The sequence below is a fragment of the Listeria kieliensis genome, assembly GCF_003369925.1.
In the GTDB taxonomy this organism is placed as follows: domain Bacteria; phylum Bacillota; class Bacilli; order Lactobacillales; family Listeriaceae; genus Listeria; species Listeria kieliensis_A.
Window position 1 is genome coordinate 489,568 of the sequence record NZ_LARY01000002.1, and the last position, 20,108, is coordinate 509,675.

Sequence of the window (20,108 nt, forward strand, 5' to 3'; positions counted from 1 at the left end):
TTAAATAAAAATAATTATCATTTATTTAAAATCAGGCGGGTTTGAATTCTAATGCTTCCATGTTTAATTGCCAAGGAGAAGCCATAATATCGACAATCCCTTTTTTATGCAAGCTATGTATGACAGAAGAAGTTGTGGAAACAGAGCAATTTGCAAATCTAGCTAAAACCTTTATTTGAAGCCAGTGTGGAAGTTTTAACTTAAGGCTTTTAGAGGAGTAGGAAATAGAAATAAAATAAAGTGTTTCAAGAATCTTATTTTCTGGAAATTCTACTGCTAGCATTTCTTGGCGTTCTAAATCAGCTTCTAGTTTTTCAGCAACCTGTAAGAATAAGTTAGAAAGCAACTTTTCTTCTTCTAACTTCTCAAATACTTCATCTGCTTTAATAAACGATATTTCTGATTCCTCAAGTGCCTTAAGCATAATCGTATGAGTAGTAGGAACAATGATTGTTTCTTGAAAGAAAGATCTTGTGAAAAATTTTCGCTGCTCAACGCTTTCTTTTACTAAAACTCCTTTTCTCACGATCGCAATATGCTCTTTACTCACAACAACCACTTCTCCGGCAAGAACTTTTTTATTTTGCTTATGAAACTTTCTCGCAAGATAAGAGTACATAATCGAATCTTTTTTCAAATACTCATGGAATTCCAAATATCTCATTTTATACCTTCCTTCTCTGCAATTTTTATACCTTCTTTTTTAGTCATTTAACTTTCACTTAACATTATCTGTAAATTCAAGTGTGAATTATAGAGAAAAATAAACGTATTTTACGATTGAACGAGCTTTTTTTGTCACTTTTCCGTAACAAACAGAAACTTCAATGCAGTAAATTTAAAGCTTATATTTCCGTCATTTCGCATTGAGAAGCCATTTGTGAACTCCGTTAATTAATTTACGAAACCTTTTTTTCTCTCAAAAGATCGAAAATAATTTACGTCTCTTGTTATCAGCCTTTCTTGAAGAAAGATTCATCCGCTTGATTCGTAGCTTTGCTAATAGAATAATCACTTAAAACTTCTTGCTTGAGATAATTTAGTAACCGCTTAAAATCAATCATTTTATGTCCATGACGCTGAATAAGAACGCCATTTTTAAGAAGTGCTCGGTAAGCTTCTGTTGCTCGAGACTTTCCCGTATTACTCATTTCTGATACAAATGTTTGTGTGACAAATGAAGGTAATATAATTAAATTGCGATCTTTCTTATGTTGCTCGCCAACCTTTTCAGCAATTCGAAACAGGGTCCACGCAATTTTATCTTGTGGTCGTTTATTCGATATCGCATAAGAAAACGAAACATTAATTAGTTGAATAATCGTTCTTTCAAAAAATTGATGATATTGCCTAGGATCCACATATAAGTGAGAAAGCAAAAATTCCTTTTCAATCTCATAAATTTCTACTAAACCAAGTGCGACAACTTGATATTGAATGAGTCCAGGTATATCCCACTCGCCTCGAGCTTCCTTTAAGGCTTCAATATTTACAATGTCTCCTGCAACAAGAATTTCTGAATTCGTTTTTTCTCCTTGGCGATTAGTCGTTTGGACTGAAAGAATACCTTGTTTAATTAATAGAATCTTATTGTCTTTGGGTTTCGCACTGTTATAACAAATTTGATTATTTTTATAGTATTTCGTCTTCCAAAAAATCGAATACCATTTTTGAAAATCATTCATTTCTTGAAAAATGACCATTCATTTTCCTCCTTTTTTATCTAGCTTTCGTTGTATGGACTCCACTTAAACATACAAATTAAGTGACAAGAAAATAATCTCAGTATACAAAATTAAACGTCTAAAAAATGAGCATTTTTTGAACAGCCTTACTCAGCAAAAGTAATAAATAAAAAAGTTCGCCTTCCGCAATGGGTTGGCAGACTTTTTTAGAGAAAAAAACAAAAAAATGCTGTCGTTCAAAAAATGCTCATTTAAACAACAAAAATCAGTTTCTTTCTCTAACATCATGAACTCCTTTTCTTTACAAAGTAAACAATCGCATGCAATTCAAATACTTTAATAAACACTACATGAGTTCTTTCAAGCAATCATGAATTCACCCCAACTTGGTGAATTTGCCACGCTTATGAACAGCACCTATCCGAATTTTAATATGCTGACGAGCTTTTCCAAATCCCCCAAAGAAACAAAAAAAGTTTTTTTGTGTCTTTTTTGTGAACAAATGAATAATCTCTTCTTGATTTTGCTACAAAAAAGAAGCCAAGAAAGTTAAAACTTGCTTTCTTGGCCCTTTTTTATTAACTTACCTACTTTTCACAAGTAATTGAATGGCTTCTTCGATATAAGCATCCGTTTGATCCGTTCCATCCTGTTCAGCATTTTCTATACAAGCTGCTAAGTTTTGAGCTACAACCAGTCCAATCACTCGATCTACACTTGTTCTAACTGCACTTAATTGCGTCACAATTTCACGACATTCTTTTTCTTCTTCCATCATTTTTAAAATACCGCGAATTTGCCCTTCTGCCCGCTTCAAGCGATTTTTCATTTTAGCATCATAGATTAATTCTCCAGATCGCCCTGCCATGCGCCCATTCCTCCCATTACATTTGTGACTTGATAGCCTTTAGCACTTAGAAAAATCGAAGCTTGTTCCGAGCGTCCGCCAGCGTAACAAATGATCGCATAATCTACTTTCGGATCAAGTTCATTGAACCGCTCTCCTAACTCATGAACCGGGATATTTTGCGCTTTTGGGATGTGTCCTTTTTGAAAATCTTCTGCATCACGTACATCTAAAATTTGATAGTTCGCTAAGCTTTGACGAAGCTCAGCTGTTGTTGTCGATAAATACATTTATTCCACCTCTTCCGGCAAGATTGTTTGATATAAACTAAATCCGCCATCTAAATTTTTAGCTTGATAGCCAGTATTTTTTAAAATCCGTTCCGCTAAATAGCCACGTAGCCCTACTTGACAGGTTACAACAATCGGGACGTCTTTTTCAAGTTCGGAAACCCGCGTACGAAGCTCGTCAAGTGGAATGTGGATTGAACCTTTGATTTTCCCCTTTTCGATTTCAGCTTGACTGCGGACATCTAGCAAGACTGCTCCTTTTGCTCTTTCGGCTTCGAGTTCGTGCCACTGGATATTTTCAGATAGCCCTTCAAGCAAATTCAATCCCGCATAGCCCGCCATATTGACCGGGTCTTTCGCAGAGCCAAACGGGGGTGCATAAGTGAATTCAAGTTCCGGGAGGTCACAAATCGTCATGCCCGCTTTGATCGCCGTCGCCAAAATATCAATCCGTTTATCAACGCCGTTTTCACCGACCGCTTGTGCCCCAAGAATCCGGCCGCTCTCTTTTTCGAACAGCACTTTCAAAAGAAGCGGCGTGTTCCCTGGAAAATAACTCGCATGGCTTTTCCCCTGAATATGCACGGCCGTGTAAGGAATTTCCGCCTCCTGAAGCGCCTTTTCATTTAGTCCTGTCGCTGCCGCTGCAAGATCAAACACCCGAACAATCGCCGTTCCAAGAAAGCCTTTATTCGGTCGAGCTTTTCCAAAAATGATATCTGCAAGCATTCGACCTTGACGGTTCGCAGGAGAAGCAAGCGAAATGAGCGCATCTTGCTGACTTACTTCTTGCTTGACCACGATTGCATCCCCGATCGCGTAGACATCTTTTGCACTCGTTTCATAATTTTCATCTACGATAATGCCCCCGCGAAGCCCCGTCTTAATCTGAGCTGCCTGCGCAAGACTCGTTTCCGGCGCAACGCCAATCGAAAAAATCGTTAATTCACTGATAAGCACCTCGCCGTCTTCAAGTTCAATCTGGCGTCCTTTATCCCGAAAAGCTGTGGCACCTTTTCCAAGCCGTAAATTGATGTTATTTTTTGTAAGCTCTTGCTCAACTCGAACAGCCATTTCCACATCTAGCGGCGGAAGCACGTGGGGCGCTTTCTCAACAATCGTTACTTGCATCCCCCGCCTCGCAAGGCTTTCCGCCATCTCCATGCCAATAAATCCCGCGCCAATCACAACGGCTTTTTGAGGGATTTTTTCTTGGATGAAACGCTCGATCGCATCGACGTCCGGAACTGACCTCACCGTAAACAAGTTTTTCGTGTCATTTAATCCCGGAATTGGTGGGGTGATAGGCTTTGCTCCCGGAGATAGGATCAGCTTATCATAACTCATTTCAAATGTTTCAGCTTGATTTTGAACAACCACTTGTTTTTCATCAGGCTTGATTTCAAGAACTTCATGAAACGGCTTCACGTCAATCCGAAACCGGGCCCGCAAACTTTCTGGGGTTTGAACAAGCAAATCTTCGCGTTCGCTAATTTCCCCTGAAATGTAATAAGGCAATCCACAATTGGCGAAAGAAACATAAGGTCCTTTTTCTAGCACGACAATTTCTGCTTCTTCATTTAATCTTCTTAATCGCGTTGCTGCGGACATTCCGCCTGCGACGCCTCCAACAATCACAATTTTCATTTTGCTCCTCCTTTAGTCGGGCCTTGCCACTGGCTCATTCCACCACGAACATTGATTACATCATAGCCTTTTTTGAGAAGCATTTTGGCGGCGCGCTTACTTCTCATGCCAGATGCACAAATGAGATAAGTAGTTCCTTGCGGCTCGTAACTTGCAATCTTTGAAAGCGGGACATTTTTTGCTTTCGGAATGTGCCCTGCTTGAAACTCATAACTTTTCCTGACATCAATAATCACTGGATTTTTTAGCTCTATAAGCTCTGCTACTTGGATGGACGGTATTTTTTGAAACATCAAATTCACTCCTTCAACGCTTATAATACCCTATGGGGTATAAAAGAACAAACAAGATGCTCATCCAAAATAAAAAACCCCGAAAGAAAATCTTTCGGGGTTTCACTTAGACGGCTTGAGCGCCTGTAAATTGACTATTATAAAGATCGGCATAGAAGCCATTTTCGGCTAATAATTCTTGGTGCGTGCCTTGTTCGATCACATTTCCGTGGTTCATGACAAGAATCAAGTCGGCATCGCGAATCGTCGACAAGCGGTGGGCAATCACGAAACTCGTGCGCCCTTCCATCAAGTTCCCCATCGCAAGCTGGATGTTGAGCTCTGTCCGCGTATCCACGCTTGATGTGGCCTCATCCAAAATGAGAATCGACGGATCCGATAAAATCGCTCTTGCAATCGTTAAGAGTTGCTTTTGTCCTTGCGAAATATTTGATCCTTCTTCATTGAGCATCGTATCATAGCCATCCGGCAAGCGACGAATGAATTCATCGGCATAAGCAGCTTTTGCAGCTTGAATGACTTCTTCTTTCGTTGCCCCGTCGCGACCATAAGCAATATTCTCAGCGATCGTTCCATTGAAGAGCCAAGTGTCTTGCAAGACCATGCCAAATTTCGAACGAACATCATCTTTTGTCATATCGCGTGTATCCACACCTTCGATTCGAATCGCGCCACCATTCACATCATAAAAGCGCATTAGCAAATTGATGATCGTAGTCTTCCCAGCACCTGTCGGACCCACAATCGCAACCATCTGACCTTCGTTTACTTTAATGTTCAAATCAGTCATCAGCGGTTTGTCAGGCGTATAGCCAAATTCTACGTGATCAAACACAATGCTTGTTTTTTCCGATTCTACGACTGGGATTTGTTCTGGAATGACATCCGTTTCTTCTGGTTCATCCATGATTTCAAATACCCGTTCTGCAGAAGCAATGGTTGATTGAATGACGTTCGCGATATTCGCAACGCTCGAAATCGGTTGCGAGAAGAGTTGAACGTATTGCGTAAAGGCTTGGATATCCCCAACTTGGAGTGTTCCGTTCGTTACGAAAATCCCGCCACCAACGCAGACTGCCACATAGCCCAGATTCCCAACAAATTGCATCATCGGCATCATGATTCCTGAAATAAATTGTGCTTTTTTAGCAGCTTTGTAGTAATCATCATTGACCGTTTCAAACGTATCCAGCGTGTTTTTTTCTTGCCCAAATGCTTTGACGATCGTTTGCCCGCCGTAAGTTTCTTCCACGGTATCATTTAAAATCCCGAGATTGCGTTGTTGGGCTGCAAAGAAAGCTTGCGACTTCCCGGCAATAATCGCCACAATGATGATGCTAAGTGGCACCGTCGCGACAACAATCAATGTCATTTGCCAGCTGATCGTAAGCATCATAATCAGAACGCCGACAAGTTGGACAACTGCTGTGATCGCTTGTGTAAGCGACTGTTGCAAAGTATTCGCGATGTTATCCATATCATTAACAGCTCGGCTCAAAATATCCCCATTTGAACGAGTATCATAGTAGCGAAGCGGCAAACGCGCCATTTTTTCTTTTAAATCTTTTCGCATATCATAAACTGTTCGTTGGGCAACGCTTGACATCACGAATTGTTGAATGAAGTTAAAAATCGAGCTTCCAAGGTAAAGCAAGAGAACTACAAATAAAATATCAAAAATCGCGTCGTCATTTATTCCAGCTGGACTCATAACCCCTTTAAAAATCTCTGTCGTTGCTTTCCCAAGTTCTCGCGGACTAAAGATATTAAAAATCGTTGAAAGAATCGCAAATAGGAAAACTACTGAAATAGCAATCGTTCTCGGCTTCATGTAGCCAAGTAGACGCGATAAAGTTTTACCAAAGTTTTTCGGTTTTGAGGTCACTCCCATGCCTCCACCATGACCGTGTCCTGGACTCATGCTATCTCCTCCTCTGAAAGTTGCGAACGCATAATTTCTTGATAAATTTCGTTCGATTCTTTAAGTTCTTCGTGTGTGCCGATACCCGCTATTTTGCCTTCATTTAGCACGATAATTTGATCCGCATCCACCACCGAAGTAATCCGTTGTGCCACAATCAATGTGACTGCATCTTCTGTTTCTGGTTTTAACCGTTTTCTAAGCTCAGCATCCGTTTTAAAATCGAGTGCTGAAAAGCTGTCATCAAAAATGTAAATATCTGGTTTACGAATGAGCGCTCGCGCAATCGCAAGTCGTTGTTTTTGTCCACCAGAAAAGTTATTCCCGCCTTGCTCAACGCGCGCTTGAAGACCTTTAGAACCGCGCTCGACAAAGTTTTTCGCTTGAGCAATTTCAAGAGCTTCCCAAATTTCTTCTTCTGTAGCATTTTCTTTCCCGTACCGCATATTTGATTCAATATCACCCGTGAATAAAACAGCTTTTTGTGGAACTAAACCGATTTTTTCACGTAAAGCCGCTTGACTCATTTCACGCACATCGATGCCATCCACTTTGACACAACCCGTTTCGACATCATAAAAACGCGGAATCATATTAATGAGCGTAGATTTCCCTGAACCCGTGCTTCCAATAATTGCCACCGTTTCCCCTGCTTGCGCCTTAAAGGAAATGTTTTCGATAACCGGTTTTTCAGCACCCTCATAGCGGAACGATACTTGATCGAACTCGAGACGTGTTGGCTTTTCACCATTTTTCGGTGTGGCAGGATCAATGATCTCAGCTTGCATTTCGAGCACCTCGTTGATTCTTTCAGCTGAAGCCCCTGCACGTGGAATGAAAATAAAAACAGCTGAAAGCATCATGAAGCTCATCATAATTTGCATCGCATATTGAATGAACGCCATTAAATCGCCGACCATCATACTGCCGTTACTAATAAAATGCGAACCAATCCAAATGACAGCAATACTAGTCAAGTTCATGATCAGCATCATGATTGGACTCATGAGAGCAAGCAAACGGTTGACTCCAATGGCTGTAACCGCATAGTCATTGTTGGCTTCTTCAAATTTTGCAAGTTCATCCTTGTTGCGGTTAAACGCACGAATCACTCGAATCCCAGTAAGACCTTCTCGAATCACTCGGTTTAATTTATCCATTTTCTTTTGTAAGTTTTTAAACATCGGCATGGCTTTTCCGCCGAGTCCAATTACAAGTAAAAGTAAGATTGGCAATACGACAACGAAAATCAATGATAATTTAGCATCATGACTGACGGCCATAATAATCCCACCAATCAACATGATCGGCGCCATTACCATCATCCGTAACATCATATAGATCACATTTTGAATTTGCACCACATCATTGGTTGTTCTTGTGATAAGCGAAGCCGTTCCAACTTTATTAAATTCTTGCAAAGAAAAGTTTTCGACTTGATTAAAAATTTTATCTCGTAATTCTCGCCCAAAGCCCATCGAAATTCTTGAGGCAACATAAACAATGATGACAGAAAGCAGTACCGCTCCCGCTGAAATAAGCAGCATGAACGAACCCGTTTTCCAAATATAGCTTTTATCGCCTTGTACAATACCTTTATCTACAATGTTGGACATTAAAGTAGGCAAATAAAGCTGACCTAAAACCTGAATAAAAGTAAGTAATAGTACGACTGCAATCCCAAGCCAGTAGGATTTTAGCCGTTTCATTAAACGCATCACTTGGGAATTCCGCCTCCTTCTTCATGATCTGCTTTGCTGTTCAGATAATCTGTCAGCTTGCTTAGTAGTCGAATCAAAGTCCTCATATCGTCCTCGCCCAGATAATTCTTCATGTCGATAAAACTCTCATGAAAGTAATGAATGATCTGATCCGTTAATTTTTCCCCTTTTTCCGTAAAATTGAGGTACGCCGCGCGCTTATCTTCCGGATTTTGAATGCGCGTAATTAATCCCTTTTTCTCGAGGGCATTAATCTGTTGCGTCACACTCGGTCTAGAAATGCCCAGCCGTTTACCAATTTCGCTTACGCTCACGCCAAGTTCTGAGTTACTAATTCGTATCCCCCGAAACAATGTAAACATGAAGCGAATTTCTGCCTTCGTAAAGCCATCAATATGAAAGTTCATCATTTCCGCTCGCTTAAAATTCATAAACGCCCGAATAACCGAATATCCTAATTCACGCTCTTCTGATTGCATTCGACCTTCCCTCCTTTTTAATTAGTTTGCCTAACTAATTATATGGAATTTGAAAAAAAAGTCAAGGGAAAACTTGTTTTTAAAAAACTTTTTTCAAATCGCTCTATACTTTCAAATCTATTTCCCTTATAATGATCCTTTATTACCGAAAATTTCTAATCAAGGGAGGAAAAACATGGGGGAAGGAATTCATAAACACATGGGGCTTTATGCACTTGCGTGGCCTATTTTTTTAGAGCAATTTTTACGAATTATGATTAACTACGTGGATGTGTTCATGCTTGGTCACTATTCGGATGAGGCCGTTGCCGCAACCGGTGTCGCTAATCAAATCCTCGTGATTTCTGTCATTATGTATGGCTTTATCAGCGTTGGCGTTCAAATTTTAGTGGCGCAAATGATCGGAGCAAGGAAGCATGATATGATTGAAAAAATCATCACGAATGGCCTTATCGTTGCTTTTTTCATTGGTATCGCGATGAGCATCGTTTTTATTTTTCTAAGCGATACCTTCTTGAGGCTGCTTGGCTTAAGCGAAGAACTCGTTCAAGTTGGCTCGCCGTTTCTTGAAATCATCGGCGGTAGCTCCATCATCATTGCGATCCATTCTTCCATTTTACCCATTTTGCGGGTTCACGGTTACGTTCGTCAAGCGATGCTTGTTCCCATCACAATTAGCATTATCAACGTAGTCGGGAACTACCTCTTCCTTTATGGTTCACTTAGCTTCCTTGATTTAGGCGTTGCTGGAGTGGGGATCGCAACCATGGTTGCCAACTTTGTCGGCATGCTACTAGCCATTTGGATGCTCAAAAAGCATATCGGCTATATATTCACGTTCAAAAAGCTAAAACTTTATTCTAAAAAATTATTGTTTGCTATTTTGAAACTGGGATTGCCATCTGCTGGAGAAAACATGTCCTATGCGGGTTCACAACTTGTCGTCACGGCGATCATTGCCCTGCTTGGAACTGAAGCCCTCACGACGAAAGTTTACGCATCGAGTGTTAGCCAGTTTGTGGCCTTGTTTGCCATCGCGATTGGGCAAGCTTCCCAGATCATTATCGGCCGAGCCGTTGGGGCTAAAGAACTGGACCGGGCATACGAACAAGGCTTGCGAAGTTGGAAAATTGGACTTGGCATCGCGCTTGTCGTGAGCATCTTGCTTTATCTCTTCGCAGAACCTGTGATGAGCCTCTTTACAAGTAATGCGATTGTCATTCAAATGGTCAAACAGCTCTTCTTACTCTCGATCGGACTGGAATTGTTCCGCGCGACCAATATCATTTTGATCAGCAGTTTGAATGCAACCGGAGATGTTCGCTTCCCGTTCATCGTAGGCCTCATCGTCATGTGGATTGTCAGCTTGCCGTTTTCTTACTTGCTTGGAATCACAGCTGGGCTTGGCCTTGTCGGTGTTTGGCTAGCTTACTTGATTGATGAAGGCATTCGTTCCGCTTTAATGTACAAGAGATGGCGCAGCAAAGTTTGGACGCTCAAATCTGTTCTCTAATCTTACAAAACTGTCATCCGAATCTGACAAATTGTCACTTGATTCGAATGAACCGCAATCGTTCTTCCTTTATAATGAAATTACGATAAAGGAAAGGATGATTTTTATGAACAGCCATAAAGTTATGAAGTCGCTCAGTTATTTCAGCATACTTTTTGCGCCGATTGTAGTCCCACTTTTCATCTGGGTATTCGCAGACGACAAGGAAGTTCAGCATCACGCCAAAACAGCGCTCACCACACACGTGCTTCCTGCCATCAGCTTGTTTTTATCTTTTGCGATTTTTTCACTCGTGCAAATCAGTACAGATAGCGCAAACACAGCGGGATTCATTGCATTTACGGGCGTCGTTTCCTTCGTCATTTTTTCGATTTTACTTTTCTTTTTCAACATCATTCGTGGCGTTAAAATGCTCGTACATGATGAAGCAGAAAGTCATTATATAACCGAATAACCCCTAAAAAGAGTCGAAACAGCAAATTCGGCTCTTTTTTGATATACTAAAAACTGGAACAAGAACAGGGAGTGTGACATACATGCGCTTTATCTTCGCTTATTTAACCGTATTTATCCTAGGCATTTTTTCTTGCCTTGGCGTAGAAGCGATCCTTTTTGGAAAGCTAGACGCGGAGCTCGTCTTCGCGGCGATCCTGATTGCGGCACCGCTTGTCCTCGTCGGCGCCACCATCGCAGAAATCTACTATGGCTTCAGCAAGAATGCCAACTGGCAGCGCTTTGCCTTCTTTGGCTTCCTTTATGGCCTTTTTGCCGTCATCATCATTACTGGCGTGATGCAAGTCGCATCAATGTTTATCGTGATCCTCGTTTCGATCCTAAGCGGCATCCTCACAGCCTTACTTGCACTAATTTTCTTTACTTTCCGAGGCGGCAAAAAAAGCAGTGGTAAAGCTACGAGGTCCTGAAAAGAGTCTAGGAAAAAAACAAAAAAGAACAGAATCGTCAAATTCCCATTTTGTAAATGGCTTCATTGACCGATTCTGTTCTTTTAGTTTTGGCTAATCTGCTTTATTTTACCATTTTATCCCAGCCTCTTGAATGTAGAAAGAATTTATAAACTGATATTAAACTCTTGTTCCAATTTTTCTTTTCCAATTTGAGTAACAACAATTGACCTGCGAGTAGTACCATTTTTTATCCAACCTAGTTCAAATAGCCTCTTTGTCAGTTTTAAGGCAAATGGTCCAGCAATATGAAATTTACGCTCCGTCCAATCCACATGGTAAGGAATAGATTCTTGCACACTTTTTTTAGAAAGAACTAAACCAAAATTTTGGCACCATTGAAAACCTTTATTAGTTAATTTTCCACTATTCCCAAGATCTTGAATGTATTCTAAAGTTATTAACGCTTCAGTTAACTGTATCCCTAACTTTCCAGCTACATGACCATAACAAGTACGAGCCAAACTTAACGCTTGTTTATCAATGGAGTCTTTTAATGAGGATGTTTCAATTGCTGGTGTAAGGTTAGCAATTGCTTCAACAACCTCTACAACTCTTGAATTTGCTATGCGATAATATCGGTGTTTCCCCGACTTATGTTTAATCAACATTTCTGCTTTTACTAATTTAGTTAGATGTTCACTCATTGTTTGAGGTGATACATGAGCTATTTGGGCTAATTCTCCAGCAGGTAATGAGTTCCCATCACTTAGAGCAATCAGTACTGCCATTCTTGTTGGATGGGTCAGTAATGAACTTGTTGAGTAAAGATTTTTGTAAATAGACATGCAACCACTCCTTTAAATAAAGTATAGCATGAATAAATTTCGGCGAGAGCCGAAATATTTCTTTGCTAAACTAAAGATAGAAATAAAGGAGGTGATTGTTATGCATTATTCAGCAAAAGATATTTATGAACTTTGGCACAGGTACGCTCAAAAAAGTAAAACTGAAAAATTGATTGATTTATATCATGAACAAGCCGTTTTCGAGAGTCCTTTAGTACTTGCGATTACTGATAACCAAACAGGTATTTTATATGGAAAGGAAGCAATCTATCAATTTTTAACAGAGGGGGCGAAAAGAAGACCAAATGAGCTCGTAAAATGGTACCGAAAAAAGAACTTTTTCTTAACGAAGGAAAATATGTTAGTTTGGGAATATCCAAGACAAATGCCTAATGGCGAACAAATAGATATACTTGAACTCATGGAGCTTAAAGAAGGTAAAATTTGGAATCATAGAATCTACTGGGGATGGCGAGGATTTAAACAAATTTCTGATTCTATACTAAAATAATCTAAAATCTAGCATAAAGATGTATTTTCTAATGTAGAAAGGAGCTGTGGATTTGATGACAGCTCCTTTCTATAGCAATTGATTAATGATAGGGCTAAGAGACACGGCATTTTCAAATACAAAGGAACACGAATCAAAGCCCCCTCTTATTATCCACCTATTTAATCCCAAGTCCCGCTTTCATTTTCGCAAGTGTTACTTCATTTGACCAATCCGGTCGGTCTGGATAGGCAAACACGGCATTTGTCGCAATGCCATCAAAATTCATCTTGCGAAGTTCCGCAAATAGCGTATCAAAATCCACTTCACCTTCGCCGATATTGAGATGCTGGTGAATCGTCACATCGGCATCTGGCGGATTAATGATATAACGCAATCCAAAAGCCGCTTTATGATTGAGCGTATCCGCAAAAAGTACATGCGCAAGCAAATCTCCAGCTTCTTCAAAGTGCTTCGCTACATCGCCAATCCCATCATCATAATAAAAAGCATGTGCCGTTGAATAAACATATTTGATCCAATCTTTATCCAGCGCTCGAATCATCCGGATCGCTTCTGTATTCGTTTCGATGAAGTCATTGGGATGAGCTTGCAAGTTCAGCTTGATGCCTTCTCTCTCAAATAGCGGGATCAACTCGTCCATGGAGCGAAGAAAAGCCGCTTCACTTTCTACAGGCATCCGTTTATTGCCACTAAATTCAGTGTTCATTAAATCAACACCTAGCTCGGAAGTGATTTCGATGGAGCGCTTCCAGTTACGAACAGCCGCTTTTCGTTCTTCCTCGTTCGGCGAGGACCATTGCTGAACTGGAAGTACAGATGAAATCTTAACACCAGCATCTTTTGTGTAGCGCTTCAAATCTGCAATCAATTGTTTATCCACTTTGGGATACTCATAAAACCAGATGAAATCTTTTCGCGGTGAAAGCTCCAAGTACTCATAGCCAAGTCTTGCTACATGTTCAACCGTGTCTCGCAAATTTGTATTGTCCCGGTAATGGGACGGATCATAAGCAAGTTTCATATGTAATTCCTCCCTATTTACAATCATTTAAAAATCTTCATCACAGACATTGCTTTTAATTCAGCTAAAACTTGATTGCTCGTTTTGACGCTAAGATACCCATTCTGCATTTTTATATTAGCTTCTTTTTGCCGCCATTTCACTTACTCGATTTACCGAGCCAAATTCGCGCATTTTTTCTTCCACGACTTCTTCGATCGTAACAAGGCTTGGCAATGTAAGCGCACGTGGTTCAAAAACCTCTGGATTTTCCGTAAGCGTTTCCGCCATTTTCTTTCGCCAAGCGAGATTACATTCCGTATTGATATTAATTTTAGCGTGCCCCAGTGCGATCGCTTTTTGGATTTGCTGTGACGGAATACCCGATGCCCCGTGCAAAACAAGCGGAACGCCCGCTTCCTTACTGATCGCTTCCATTTCAGCAAAGCCTAATTTCGGCTCGCCTTGATATTTTCCGTGGACAGAGCCAAGTGCTGCGGCTAGTGCATCCACCTTTGTGCAAGAAACAAGCTCCACGCACTCATTCAAATCAGCATATTTGATTCCACCAACGAGCCCATCTTCCATTCCACCGACAGAGCCGACTTCCGCTTCCACGGATACCCATTTTGAATGCGCATAATCAGCTACCTTTTTCGTATTTTGGATGTTTTCCTTTATCGGAAGATGCGAACCGTCATACATGACGGAACTGAAACCCGCATCAACAGCCGCAAAGCAGCGTTCGACACTTTGCCCGTGATCCAGATGTAGCACAACCGGAACCGTGATCTTCATTTCTTCCATCAAATGGTCGACCATCCCCGCAATGGTCTTAAACCCGCCAAGATAGTCAACCAGCCGGTCAGAAGCAGCCACAATCACCGGGGAATCCAAGCGCTCTGCTGTCCGCAGAATCGCTTGAATCCAGATGAGGCCATTAATATTGAATTGCCCCACCGCGTAGCCATTTTCTCTTGCATCCTTCAAACAATGATTCAATGAAACAAAAGCCATTCGGGTTCCCCCTTTTCCTTAATAGCGTTTCGCTTTTTTCAATTTTTCTGCTCGTTCTGCGGATGCTTCCAAGACTTGCTCTTTCGATGAAACTTCGGATACCCCAACGTTCCAGAATCCTAAATAGCCATCCGACATCGTTTTCGGTAACACTTTCATTTCAATTAGCGTCGTCCGGTCTTGTTTTTTCGCATCTAAAAGCGCCGCTTCAAGTTCTTCTTTCGTGTTGGCACGGTAAACCACAGCCCCGTAGCCTTCCGCAATTTTCGCATAATCCACATTCATAACCTTTTGGTCTTGATCACGGAATTCGCAGTAAAAACTATCGCTGCCATTTTCCATTTGCAAATTATTGATGCAACCGAATCCAGAGTTATCAAAGAGCATAATATTCAATTTATAGCCCGTTTGAAGCGAGGTTAGTAACTCCGAATGAAGCATTACAAAACTGCCATCGCCAACCATCGCATAAACCTCTTGGTCTGGACAAGCCATTTTGGCGCCGAGTGCACCATTTATTTCATAACCCATGCAAGAAAAACCATATTCCAAATGATACGTTTCTGGAACAGTCGGGTTCCAGAGGCGCTGCATGTCTCCCGGGAGCGATCCCGCCGATGTTAAAGCAATGCTATCTTCTGCAATCACATCATTAATCGTAATGAGTGCTTCCGTTTGAGTAAATTCAGTTCCAAGCGCGTCTGCATATTCATTGAATGTTTCTTGCGTAAATTGATCTTTAATTTCTGGATCAAAACTTGCTCGATCGAATTTGACGTTCGCAAGCCGCGCGCGTTCCGTTTCCCATTCTGCTTTAAGTTTCCCAATTTCATCCCCGTAACTCGTTTGGTAATCAAGAAGTAGCGGCTTCAATTTAAGAAGCGTCGTCTTCGCATCTGCCACCACTTGAAACGCATCAAATTTATACGTTTGTGGGCGGTTCACATTGATATTCAAAAATTTCGTTTTGTCATAATTGAATGCCGTTTTCGAGCTTGTCGTAAAATCGGTATAGCGTGTTCCAATCCCAATCACAAGATCAGCATCACGAATCGCTTTATTTGCGGCTAACGTTCCGAGAATCCCTGTTCCGCCAAGATTATTCGCAAAGGTATATTCAACAGTCGATTTCCCAGCATGCGTCTCTACAAGCGGAATATTGCAAGTTTCCGAAAGCTCGATCAACTCACGGCGTGCACCAGAATAACGTGCGCCTCCGCCGACAATGATAACTGGACGTTTACTTTCTTTAATCAAATCTGCCGCACCAAGCACTTCACGTTCAGTCGGAATCATTCGATTGATGTAATGCACTCTTTTCTCGAAAAATTCAGCTGGATAATCATATGCTTCCCCTTCTGTATCTTGGGCGATACAAACCGTAGCGGGTCCTGCTGTTGCCGGGTTCGTCATCACTTCAAAAGCGCGAAGCAACGCACTCATCAGCTGTTCAGGACGTTCAACTCGGTCCCAGTAGCGGGAAACCGCTCGCAGGGCATCATTCGTAGTAATCGAAATGCTCGATTCTTGCTCGAGTTGTTGTAAAACGGGATCTGGCTGACGCGTCGCAAAAGTATCGGCTGGAAGAAAGAGAACTGGAATATTGTTCGCAAGGGCTGTTCCCGCCGCCGCTGTGAAGTTGGCTGAACCCGGACCTGCTGAAGCCGAGCAAGCAAAAATCTTTCGACGGTTTTTTTGTTTCGCAAAGCCAATCGCCGCATGTGCCATCCCTTGTTCATTTTTCCCTTGGTAGACTTTTAGGTGCCCGCTATCTTCTGATAACGCTTGACCAATCCCAAGAACATTCCCGTGTCCAAAAACCGTGAAGATCCCTTCCACAAAAGGAGTTTCCTCACCGTCAAATTCAATATATTGTGCATTTAAGAATTTTACTAACGCTTGTGCCGTTGTAAGTCGAATTGTTTCGTATGCCACTTCCGTTCCCTCCATCTCTCTCGTTACTTAAGCGCCAATCAAGGCTTCAATTTCTGCCACCGTCGGCATTGCATCTGAAGAACTGTGTTTGCTCACAACAATGGATGCAGATGCACTCCCATATTTGAGAGCGGTTTCAATATCTTTTTCTTGGAAGAGCGCGTACAAGAAAGCGGAGGCATAGGAGTCGCCCGCCCCGAATGTCTTGAGCACGTTCGTTTTGTAAATACCAGCTTGGTAAATTTGTCCGTCTTTTGTATAAGCGTTTGACCCTTCCGAGCCGCGCTTAATGACGACAAGTTCAGCATGATGTTTGAAGAGATTGTCCACCGTTTCTTGATTGGTGCCCTTTTTCCCTTCCATCATATCATATTCATCGCGCGTCCCAATAACAATATCCGATTGGGCTGCGATGAGTGAATAATAAACGGCCGTTTCTTCTTCTGATTTCCACGTATAAGGTCTATAATCCAGTTCAAATGCCACAAATACGCCATTTTCACGAGCTAGTTGAACGGCTTTGATCGCCGCTTCTCGGGATGGGCTTTGGGCAAGTGCTGTTCCCGAAATGAGCAACAGTTTAGCTTGTTTGATGTAAGCTTCGGATACTTCACTTGGTTCTAAGTAAAGATCTGCCACATTTTCACGATACATCAAAATGCTGCATTCCTCAGGACTTTTGATTTCCGTAAAGGCAAGCCCGACTTTGCGGTCTTCCGTATCTTTCACCATGCCACTCGTATTAATTCCCAAGTTTTCCATGTAGCTCTTAATGAAGTTGCCATGCTGATCGTCCGGGATCTTACCAATGAAGCCAGCCTTTAAGCCCAGCTTCGAAGTTCCGATCGCAATGTTGGCGGGCGAGCCGCCAACATATTTCGAAAAGGTCATCGTTTCTTCCATCGGCCGGTTATATTCGACTGCATTCAAATCAATGCAAGCTCGCCCAAGTGCGATGAGATCAAATTTAGCTTCTTTATTTTTATTTAAATTTATCATTTCCGTCCACTACTCCCTCTCTAATATCCATTCATGATCTGGATCGTTATGGAATTTCCAAATTTTCGTTGGGCCCGCCATCACATTTAGATAATATGACGTGTAGCCATCTGGAACGCCAACTGGATGGTAACCTTTCGGTACAAGGACCACATCGCGATTTTCAACCGCCATCGTTTCATCAAGCGAGCGGTCATCTGTATAGACACGTTGGAACAAGAAGCCTTGTCCTGGATTGATTTCGTGATAATAGCTTTCTTCAAGGAAGGATTCATTCGGCAAATTGTCCACATCATGCTTATGTGGTGGATAACTTGAGAAGTTGCCTCCTTCTGTATACACTTCAACAACAAGTAGACTTTCCGCAAGGTTGCTGTCATCAGGCAAGATATTGTGTACATGCCGCTTATTTTGATACTTGCCGCGGTCCTCGATGGAGTTGTCTTCGGCTTTTATCAGCGCAACATCAAGCGGCTTGTCCGATTTCGCATAACAAAGTGCAACACGCGAAATCCCCGTTTCCCCCTTAATCGTGAAACTTTCACCGGTTCCAATATAAACACTGTCCGTCGGAATTTGTTCAAAGACACTCGCACGCGTCCCGATGTTTTCGAAGGTTTTCGCACCAGCAGTTACCGAGATTTTTCCGGCTAAAGCAACGGCGCAGCATTCTAGCCCGCTCAAACTTTCTTCGTAAATCGCGCCCTGTGTTAAGTCAATCATTTTAAAGCCCACATACTCTAATCCAGAATTCGCTTCATTGATATCTTGAACGAGCGTAACGCCTTCAGCGATTTTCGCATTTTGTGGTTTTCTTTGTAATTTACTCATCTTTACTCCTCCTCTTTCTAGTCACGAAAAGCTTTTTGTGAATAACGAGCCGTTACCACTTTTTTGCGTGTATAGAAATCAACGCTATCTTTTCCATTTGCATGTAGCGTACCATAAAACGAAGATTTCCATCCAGAGAATGGGAAGAAAGCCATCGGAGCGGGCACGCCTAAGTTGATACCTAGCATTCCAGCGTCAATGTTTTCACGGAAATAACGAATGGCATCTGCGCTATTCGTGAAGAGGCAAGCGCCGTTAGCAAATTCAGATTGATTAGCCGTTTCCACCGCTTCTTGCAAGTTTTTCGCGCGCATCACAGAAAGCACAGGAGCAAAAATTTCGTCTTTCCAGATCGTCATGTCAGTTGTGACTTCTTCAAAAATCGTTGGACCTACAAAATAGCCATCATTTGGAAGTTCTTTCCGCCCATCGAGCGTAAGCTTCGCACCTTCTTCAATTCCTTTTTCAATATAGGAAAGCGTCCGTGCTTTATTTTCTTCACGAATCACCGGACCAAGGAAAACACCATCATCCAAGCCGTTCCCCATTTTCACGTTTTCCGCTGCTTCTTTGAGCGCCGCAACAAAGCGATCGTAAATCCCATCTTCTACCGTCACAACCGCACAAGCCATACACCTTTCACCAGCTGATCCGAAGGCTGCCGCAATCACATTCGTTACCGTTTCTTCTAAATCTGCATCATTTAAAACAATCGTGTGATTTTTCGCGCCCGTTAACGCTTGAACACGTTTCAAGTTCGCACTACCCGTTTTATACACGTATTCACCCACAGGTTTAGAACCAACGAAAGAAACCGCTTTTATAATCGGGTTCTCTAAAATCCCATTCACGACATCGTGCGCGCCGTAGACAAGGTTTAAGACGCCACCAGGAAGACCTGCTTTTTCAAAGAGTTCAACGAGTTTTTCCATCAATAGTGGCGTTTTTTCTGATGGCTTCAAAATAAAAGTATTCCCTACAGAAATCGCCATCGGGAACATCCAGCAAGGAACCATCATCGGGAAGTTAAATGGCGCAATCCCGCCAACTACTCCGATTGGATAGCGATAATTTGTGGCTTCAACATCTGTTGCAATCGAAGAAAGTGAATCTCCCATCATAAGTGACGGGGAACCAGCAGCAAATTCCACATTTTCAATCCCACGTCCTACTTCACCAAGTGCTTCCGAAAGGCTTTTCCCATTTTCAATCGTAATAAGTTCGGCTAGTTCCTTTTTATGTTCAATCAGTAATTGTTGGAACGCGAACAAAATCCGTGCACGTCTTGGAACGGCCATTTTACTCCATGATTCAAATGCTTTTTCAGCAATTTCTGCCGCTTCATCTAATTCGCTTCTTGTCGAGATCGGAACTTGACAGATGACTTCTCCAGTTGCTGGGTTGTAAACGTCTTCAAATTTTTCCGTCTTACTTTCGCGCCACTCGCCACCTATGTAGTTTTTAAGCTTCCGAATTTCCGTCATGATCATTCTCCTCTACATTCACAAACATGCTTACCTTTTGAACATATTTGTTATATTTTGATTATATTATATATAATAGTTGATAACATTGTTTTCGTCAAGAAAAACATCCAAAAATACCTTCATTTTTCACCAAAAAAGAGTAAGTGTTGATTATTTTTTGATAATATGATATAAATAGA

20 protein-coding genes are annotated in these 20,108 nt (G+C 41.7%); 4 read left to right on the forward strand and 16 right to left on the reverse strand.

Features of this window, described 5'->3' with window-relative positions; translation table 11 throughout:
- Window positions 1–31: 31 nt before the first annotated feature.
- The 9 genes from UR08_RS08190 to UR08_RS08230 all read right to left on the reverse strand — a co-directional run bounded on the left by UR08_RS08190 (window position 32) and on the right by UR08_RS08230 (window position 8,883).
- Complete coding sequence (locus UR08_RS08190; RefSeq protein ID WP_133296341.1) at window positions 32–637, reverse strand: cyclic nucleotide-binding domain-containing protein; 606 nt, start codon at window positions 635–637, stop codon at window positions 32–34.
- Between the two features lie 316 nt (window positions 638–953).
- Window positions 954–1,703, reverse strand: a complete 750-nt coding sequence (locus UR08_RS08195; protein WP_115753174.1) for a cyclic nucleotide-binding domain-containing protein — start codon at window positions 1,701–1,703, stop codon at window positions 954–956.
- Window positions 1,704–2,268: 565 nt separating this feature from the next.
- Window positions 2,269–2,553 carry a metal-sensitive transcriptional regulator gene (locus UR08_RS08200; RefSeq protein WP_115753175.1) on the reverse strand — a complete coding sequence of 95 codons (285 nt, stop codon included), beginning with the start codon at window positions 2,551–2,553 and terminating at the stop codon, window positions 2,269–2,271.
- Entirely contained in the window at window positions 2,529–2,822 is a 294-nt protein-coding gene (locus UR08_RS08205) for a rhodanese-like domain-containing protein (RefSeq protein WP_115753176.1), read from the reverse strand. The genes UR08_RS08200 and UR08_RS08205 overlap by 25 nt, the downstream gene beginning before the upstream one ends.
- Window positions 2,823–4,469 carry an FAD-dependent oxidoreductase gene (locus tag UR08_RS08210; protein WP_115753177.1) on the reverse strand — a complete coding sequence of 549 codons (1,647 nt, stop codon included), beginning with the start codon at window positions 4,467–4,469 and terminating at the stop codon, window positions 2,823–2,825. It abuts the gene before it with no gap.
- Window positions 4,466–4,762, reverse strand: coding sequence for a rhodanese-like domain-containing protein (locus tag UR08_RS08215; protein ID WP_115753178.1), 297 nt, complete (start codon window positions 4,760–4,762; stop codon window positions 4,466–4,468). Before UR08_RS08215 ends, UR08_RS08210 begins: the two co-directional genes overlap by 4 nt.
- A 106-nt stretch (window positions 4,763–4,868) precedes the next feature.
- On the reverse strand, window positions 4,869–6,683 hold the full coding sequence (locus tag UR08_RS08220) for an ABC transporter ATP-binding protein (protein ID WP_115753179.1): 1,815 nt from the start codon (window positions 6,681–6,683) through the stop codon (window positions 4,869–4,871).
- Window positions 6,680–8,404: an ABC transporter ATP-binding protein gene (locus UR08_RS08225; RefSeq protein ID WP_133296342.1), complete on the reverse strand. Its 1,725-nt coding sequence runs from the start codon at window positions 8,402–8,404 to the stop codon at window positions 6,680–6,682. Before UR08_RS08225 ends, UR08_RS08220 begins: the two co-directional genes overlap by 4 nt.
- A complete protein-coding gene (locus tag UR08_RS08230) occupies window positions 8,401–8,883 on the reverse strand; it encodes a MarR family winged helix-turn-helix transcriptional regulator (protein ID WP_115753180.1) in 483 nt (160 codons plus the stop codon). The genes UR08_RS08225 and UR08_RS08230 overlap by 4 nt, the downstream gene beginning before the upstream one ends.
- A gap of 175 nt (window positions 8,884–9,058) precedes the next feature.
- Between UR08_RS08230 and UR08_RS08235 the strand changes: the two genes are divergently transcribed.
- The 3 genes from UR08_RS08235 (at window position 9,059) to UR08_RS08245 (ending at window position 11,319) form a co-directional block, all read left to right on the forward strand.
- The gene (locus UR08_RS08235; protein WP_115753181.1) at window positions 9,059–10,396 is read left to right on the forward strand and encodes an MATE family efflux transporter; all 1,338 of its coding nucleotides are present in this window, start codon (window positions 9,059–9,061) and stop codon (window positions 10,394–10,396) included.
- A 106-nt stretch (window positions 10,397–10,502) separates the two neighbouring features.
- A complete protein-coding gene (locus tag UR08_RS08240; RefSeq protein WP_115753182.1) occupies window positions 10,503–10,850 on the forward strand; it encodes a magnetosome magnetite crystal formation protein family in 348 nt (115 codons plus the stop codon).
- Between the two features lie 82 nt (window positions 10,851–10,932).
- Window positions 10,933–11,319, forward strand: coding sequence for a hypothetical protein (locus UR08_RS08245; protein WP_115753183.1), 387 nt, complete (start codon window positions 10,933–10,935; stop codon window positions 11,317–11,319).
- 146 nt (window positions 11,320–11,465) lie between these two features.
- Here the strand turns inward: UR08_RS08245 and UR08_RS08250 are convergent, their stop codons facing one another.
- On the reverse strand, window positions 11,466–12,146 hold the full coding sequence (locus UR08_RS08250) for an ArsR/SmtB family transcription factor (RefSeq protein WP_115753184.1): 681 nt from the start codon (window positions 12,144–12,146) through the stop codon (window positions 11,466–11,468).
- Between the two features lie 100 nt (window positions 12,147–12,246).
- Between UR08_RS08250 and UR08_RS08255 the strand changes: the two genes are divergently transcribed.
- Window positions 12,247–12,657, forward strand: coding sequence for a nuclear transport factor 2-like protein (locus tag UR08_RS08255; protein WP_205757233.1), 411 nt, complete (start codon window positions 12,247–12,249; stop codon window positions 12,655–12,657).
- A 157-nt stretch (window positions 12,658–12,814) separates the two neighbouring features.
- On the opposite strand, the gene UR08_RS08260 is transcribed toward UR08_RS08255, so the two are convergent.
- The 6 genes from UR08_RS08260 to iolA all read right to left on the reverse strand — a co-directional run bounded on the left by UR08_RS08260 (window position 12,815) and on the right by iolA (window position 19,926).
- A complete protein-coding gene (locus UR08_RS08260; protein ID WP_115753185.1) occupies window positions 12,815–13,681 on the reverse strand; it encodes a sugar phosphate isomerase/epimerase family protein in 867 nt (288 codons plus the stop codon).
- 117 nt (window positions 13,682–13,798) lie between these two features.
- Window positions 13,799–14,677, reverse strand: a complete 879-nt coding sequence (fba, locus tag UR08_RS08265; protein ID WP_115753186.1) for a class II fructose-1,6-bisphosphate aldolase — start codon at window positions 14,675–14,677, stop codon at window positions 13,799–13,801.
- A gap of 18 nt (window positions 14,678–14,695) precedes the next feature.
- Window positions 14,696–16,612 (reverse strand): 3D-(3,5/4)-trihydroxycyclohexane-1,2-dione acylhydrolase (decyclizing), encoded by a 1,917-nt coding sequence (gene iolD, locus UR08_RS08270; RefSeq protein WP_115753187.1) that lies wholly within the window; start codon window positions 16,610–16,612, stop codon window positions 14,696–14,698.
- Window positions 16,613–16,639: 27 nt separating this feature from the next.
- A complete protein-coding gene (gene iolC, locus UR08_RS08275; protein WP_115753759.1) occupies window positions 16,640–17,608 on the reverse strand; it encodes a 5-dehydro-2-deoxygluconokinase in 969 nt (322 codons plus the stop codon).
- A gap of 12 nt (window positions 17,609–17,620) precedes the next feature.
- Window positions 17,621–18,442, reverse strand: a complete 822-nt coding sequence (gene iolB / locus UR08_RS08280; RefSeq protein ID WP_115753188.1) for a 5-deoxy-glucuronate isomerase — start codon at window positions 18,440–18,442, stop codon at window positions 17,621–17,623.
- 17 nt (window positions 18,443–18,459) lie between these two features.
- The gene (gene iolA / locus UR08_RS08285) at window positions 18,460–19,926 is read right to left on the reverse strand and encodes a methylmalonate-semialdehyde dehydrogenase (RefSeq protein ID WP_115753189.1); all 1,467 of its coding nucleotides are present in this window, start codon (window positions 19,924–19,926) and stop codon (window positions 18,460–18,462) included.
- Window positions 19,927–20,108: the final 182 nt, after the last annotated feature.

Bases quoted from the DNA above. Each gene is read 5' to 3' on its own strand.
- UR08_RS08195 (WP_115753174.1), bottom strand. From the start codon at position 1,703: ATGGTCATTTTTCAAGAAATGAATGATTTTCAAAAATGGTATTCGATT.
- UR08_RS08200 (WP_115753175.1), bottom strand. From the start codon at position 2,553: ATGGCAGGGCGATCTGGAGAATTAATCTATGATGCTAAAATGAAAAAT.
- UR08_RS08205 (WP_115753176.1), bottom strand. From the start codon at position 2,822: ATGTATTTATCGACAACAACAGCTGAGCTTCGTCAAAGCTTAGCGAAC.
- UR08_RS08210 (WP_115753177.1), bottom strand. From the start codon at position 4,469: ATGAAAATTGTGATTGTTGGAGGCGTCGCAGGCGGAATGTCCGCAGCA.
- UR08_RS08215 (WP_115753178.1), bottom strand. From the start codon at position 4,762: ATGTTTCAAAAAATACCGTCCATCCAAGTAGCAGAGCTTATAGAGCTA.
- UR08_RS08220 (WP_115753179.1), bottom strand. From the start codon at position 6,683: ATGAGTCCAGGACACGGTCATGGTGGAGGCATGGGAGTGACCTCAAAA.
- UR08_RS08230 (WP_115753180.1), bottom strand. From the start codon at position 8,883: ATGCAATCAGAAGAGCGTGAATTAGGATATTCGGTTATTCGGGCGTTT.
- UR08_RS08235 (WP_115753181.1), top strand. From the start codon at position 9,059: ATGGGGGAAGGAATTCATAAACACATGGGGCTTTATGCACTTGCGTGG.
- UR08_RS08240 (WP_115753182.1), top strand. From the start codon at position 10,503: ATGAACAGCCATAAAGTTATGAAGTCGCTCAGTTATTTCAGCATACTT.
- UR08_RS08245 (WP_115753183.1), top strand. From the start codon at position 10,933: ATGCGCTTTATCTTCGCTTATTTAACCGTATTTATCCTAGGCATTTTT.
- UR08_RS08250 (WP_115753184.1), bottom strand. From the start codon at position 12,146: ATGTCTATTTACAAAAATCTTTACTCAACAAGTTCATTACTGACCCAT.
- UR08_RS08255 (WP_205757233.1), top strand. From the start codon at position 12,247: ATGCATTATTCAGCAAAAGATATTTATGAACTTTGGCACAGGTACGCT.
- UR08_RS08260 (WP_115753185.1), bottom strand. From the start codon at position 13,681: ATGAAACTTGCTTATGATCCGTCCCATTACCGGGACAATACAAATTTG.
- fba (WP_115753186.1), bottom strand. From the start codon at position 14,677: ATGGCTTTTGTTTCATTGAATCATTGTTTGAAGGATGCAAGAGAAAAT.
- iolB (WP_115753188.1), bottom strand. From the start codon at position 18,442: ATGAGTAAATTACAAAGAAAACCACAAAATGCGAAAATCGCTGAAGGC.
- iolA (WP_115753189.1), bottom strand. From the start codon at position 19,926: ATGACGGAAATTCGGAAGCTTAAAAACTACATAGGTGGCGAGTGGCGC.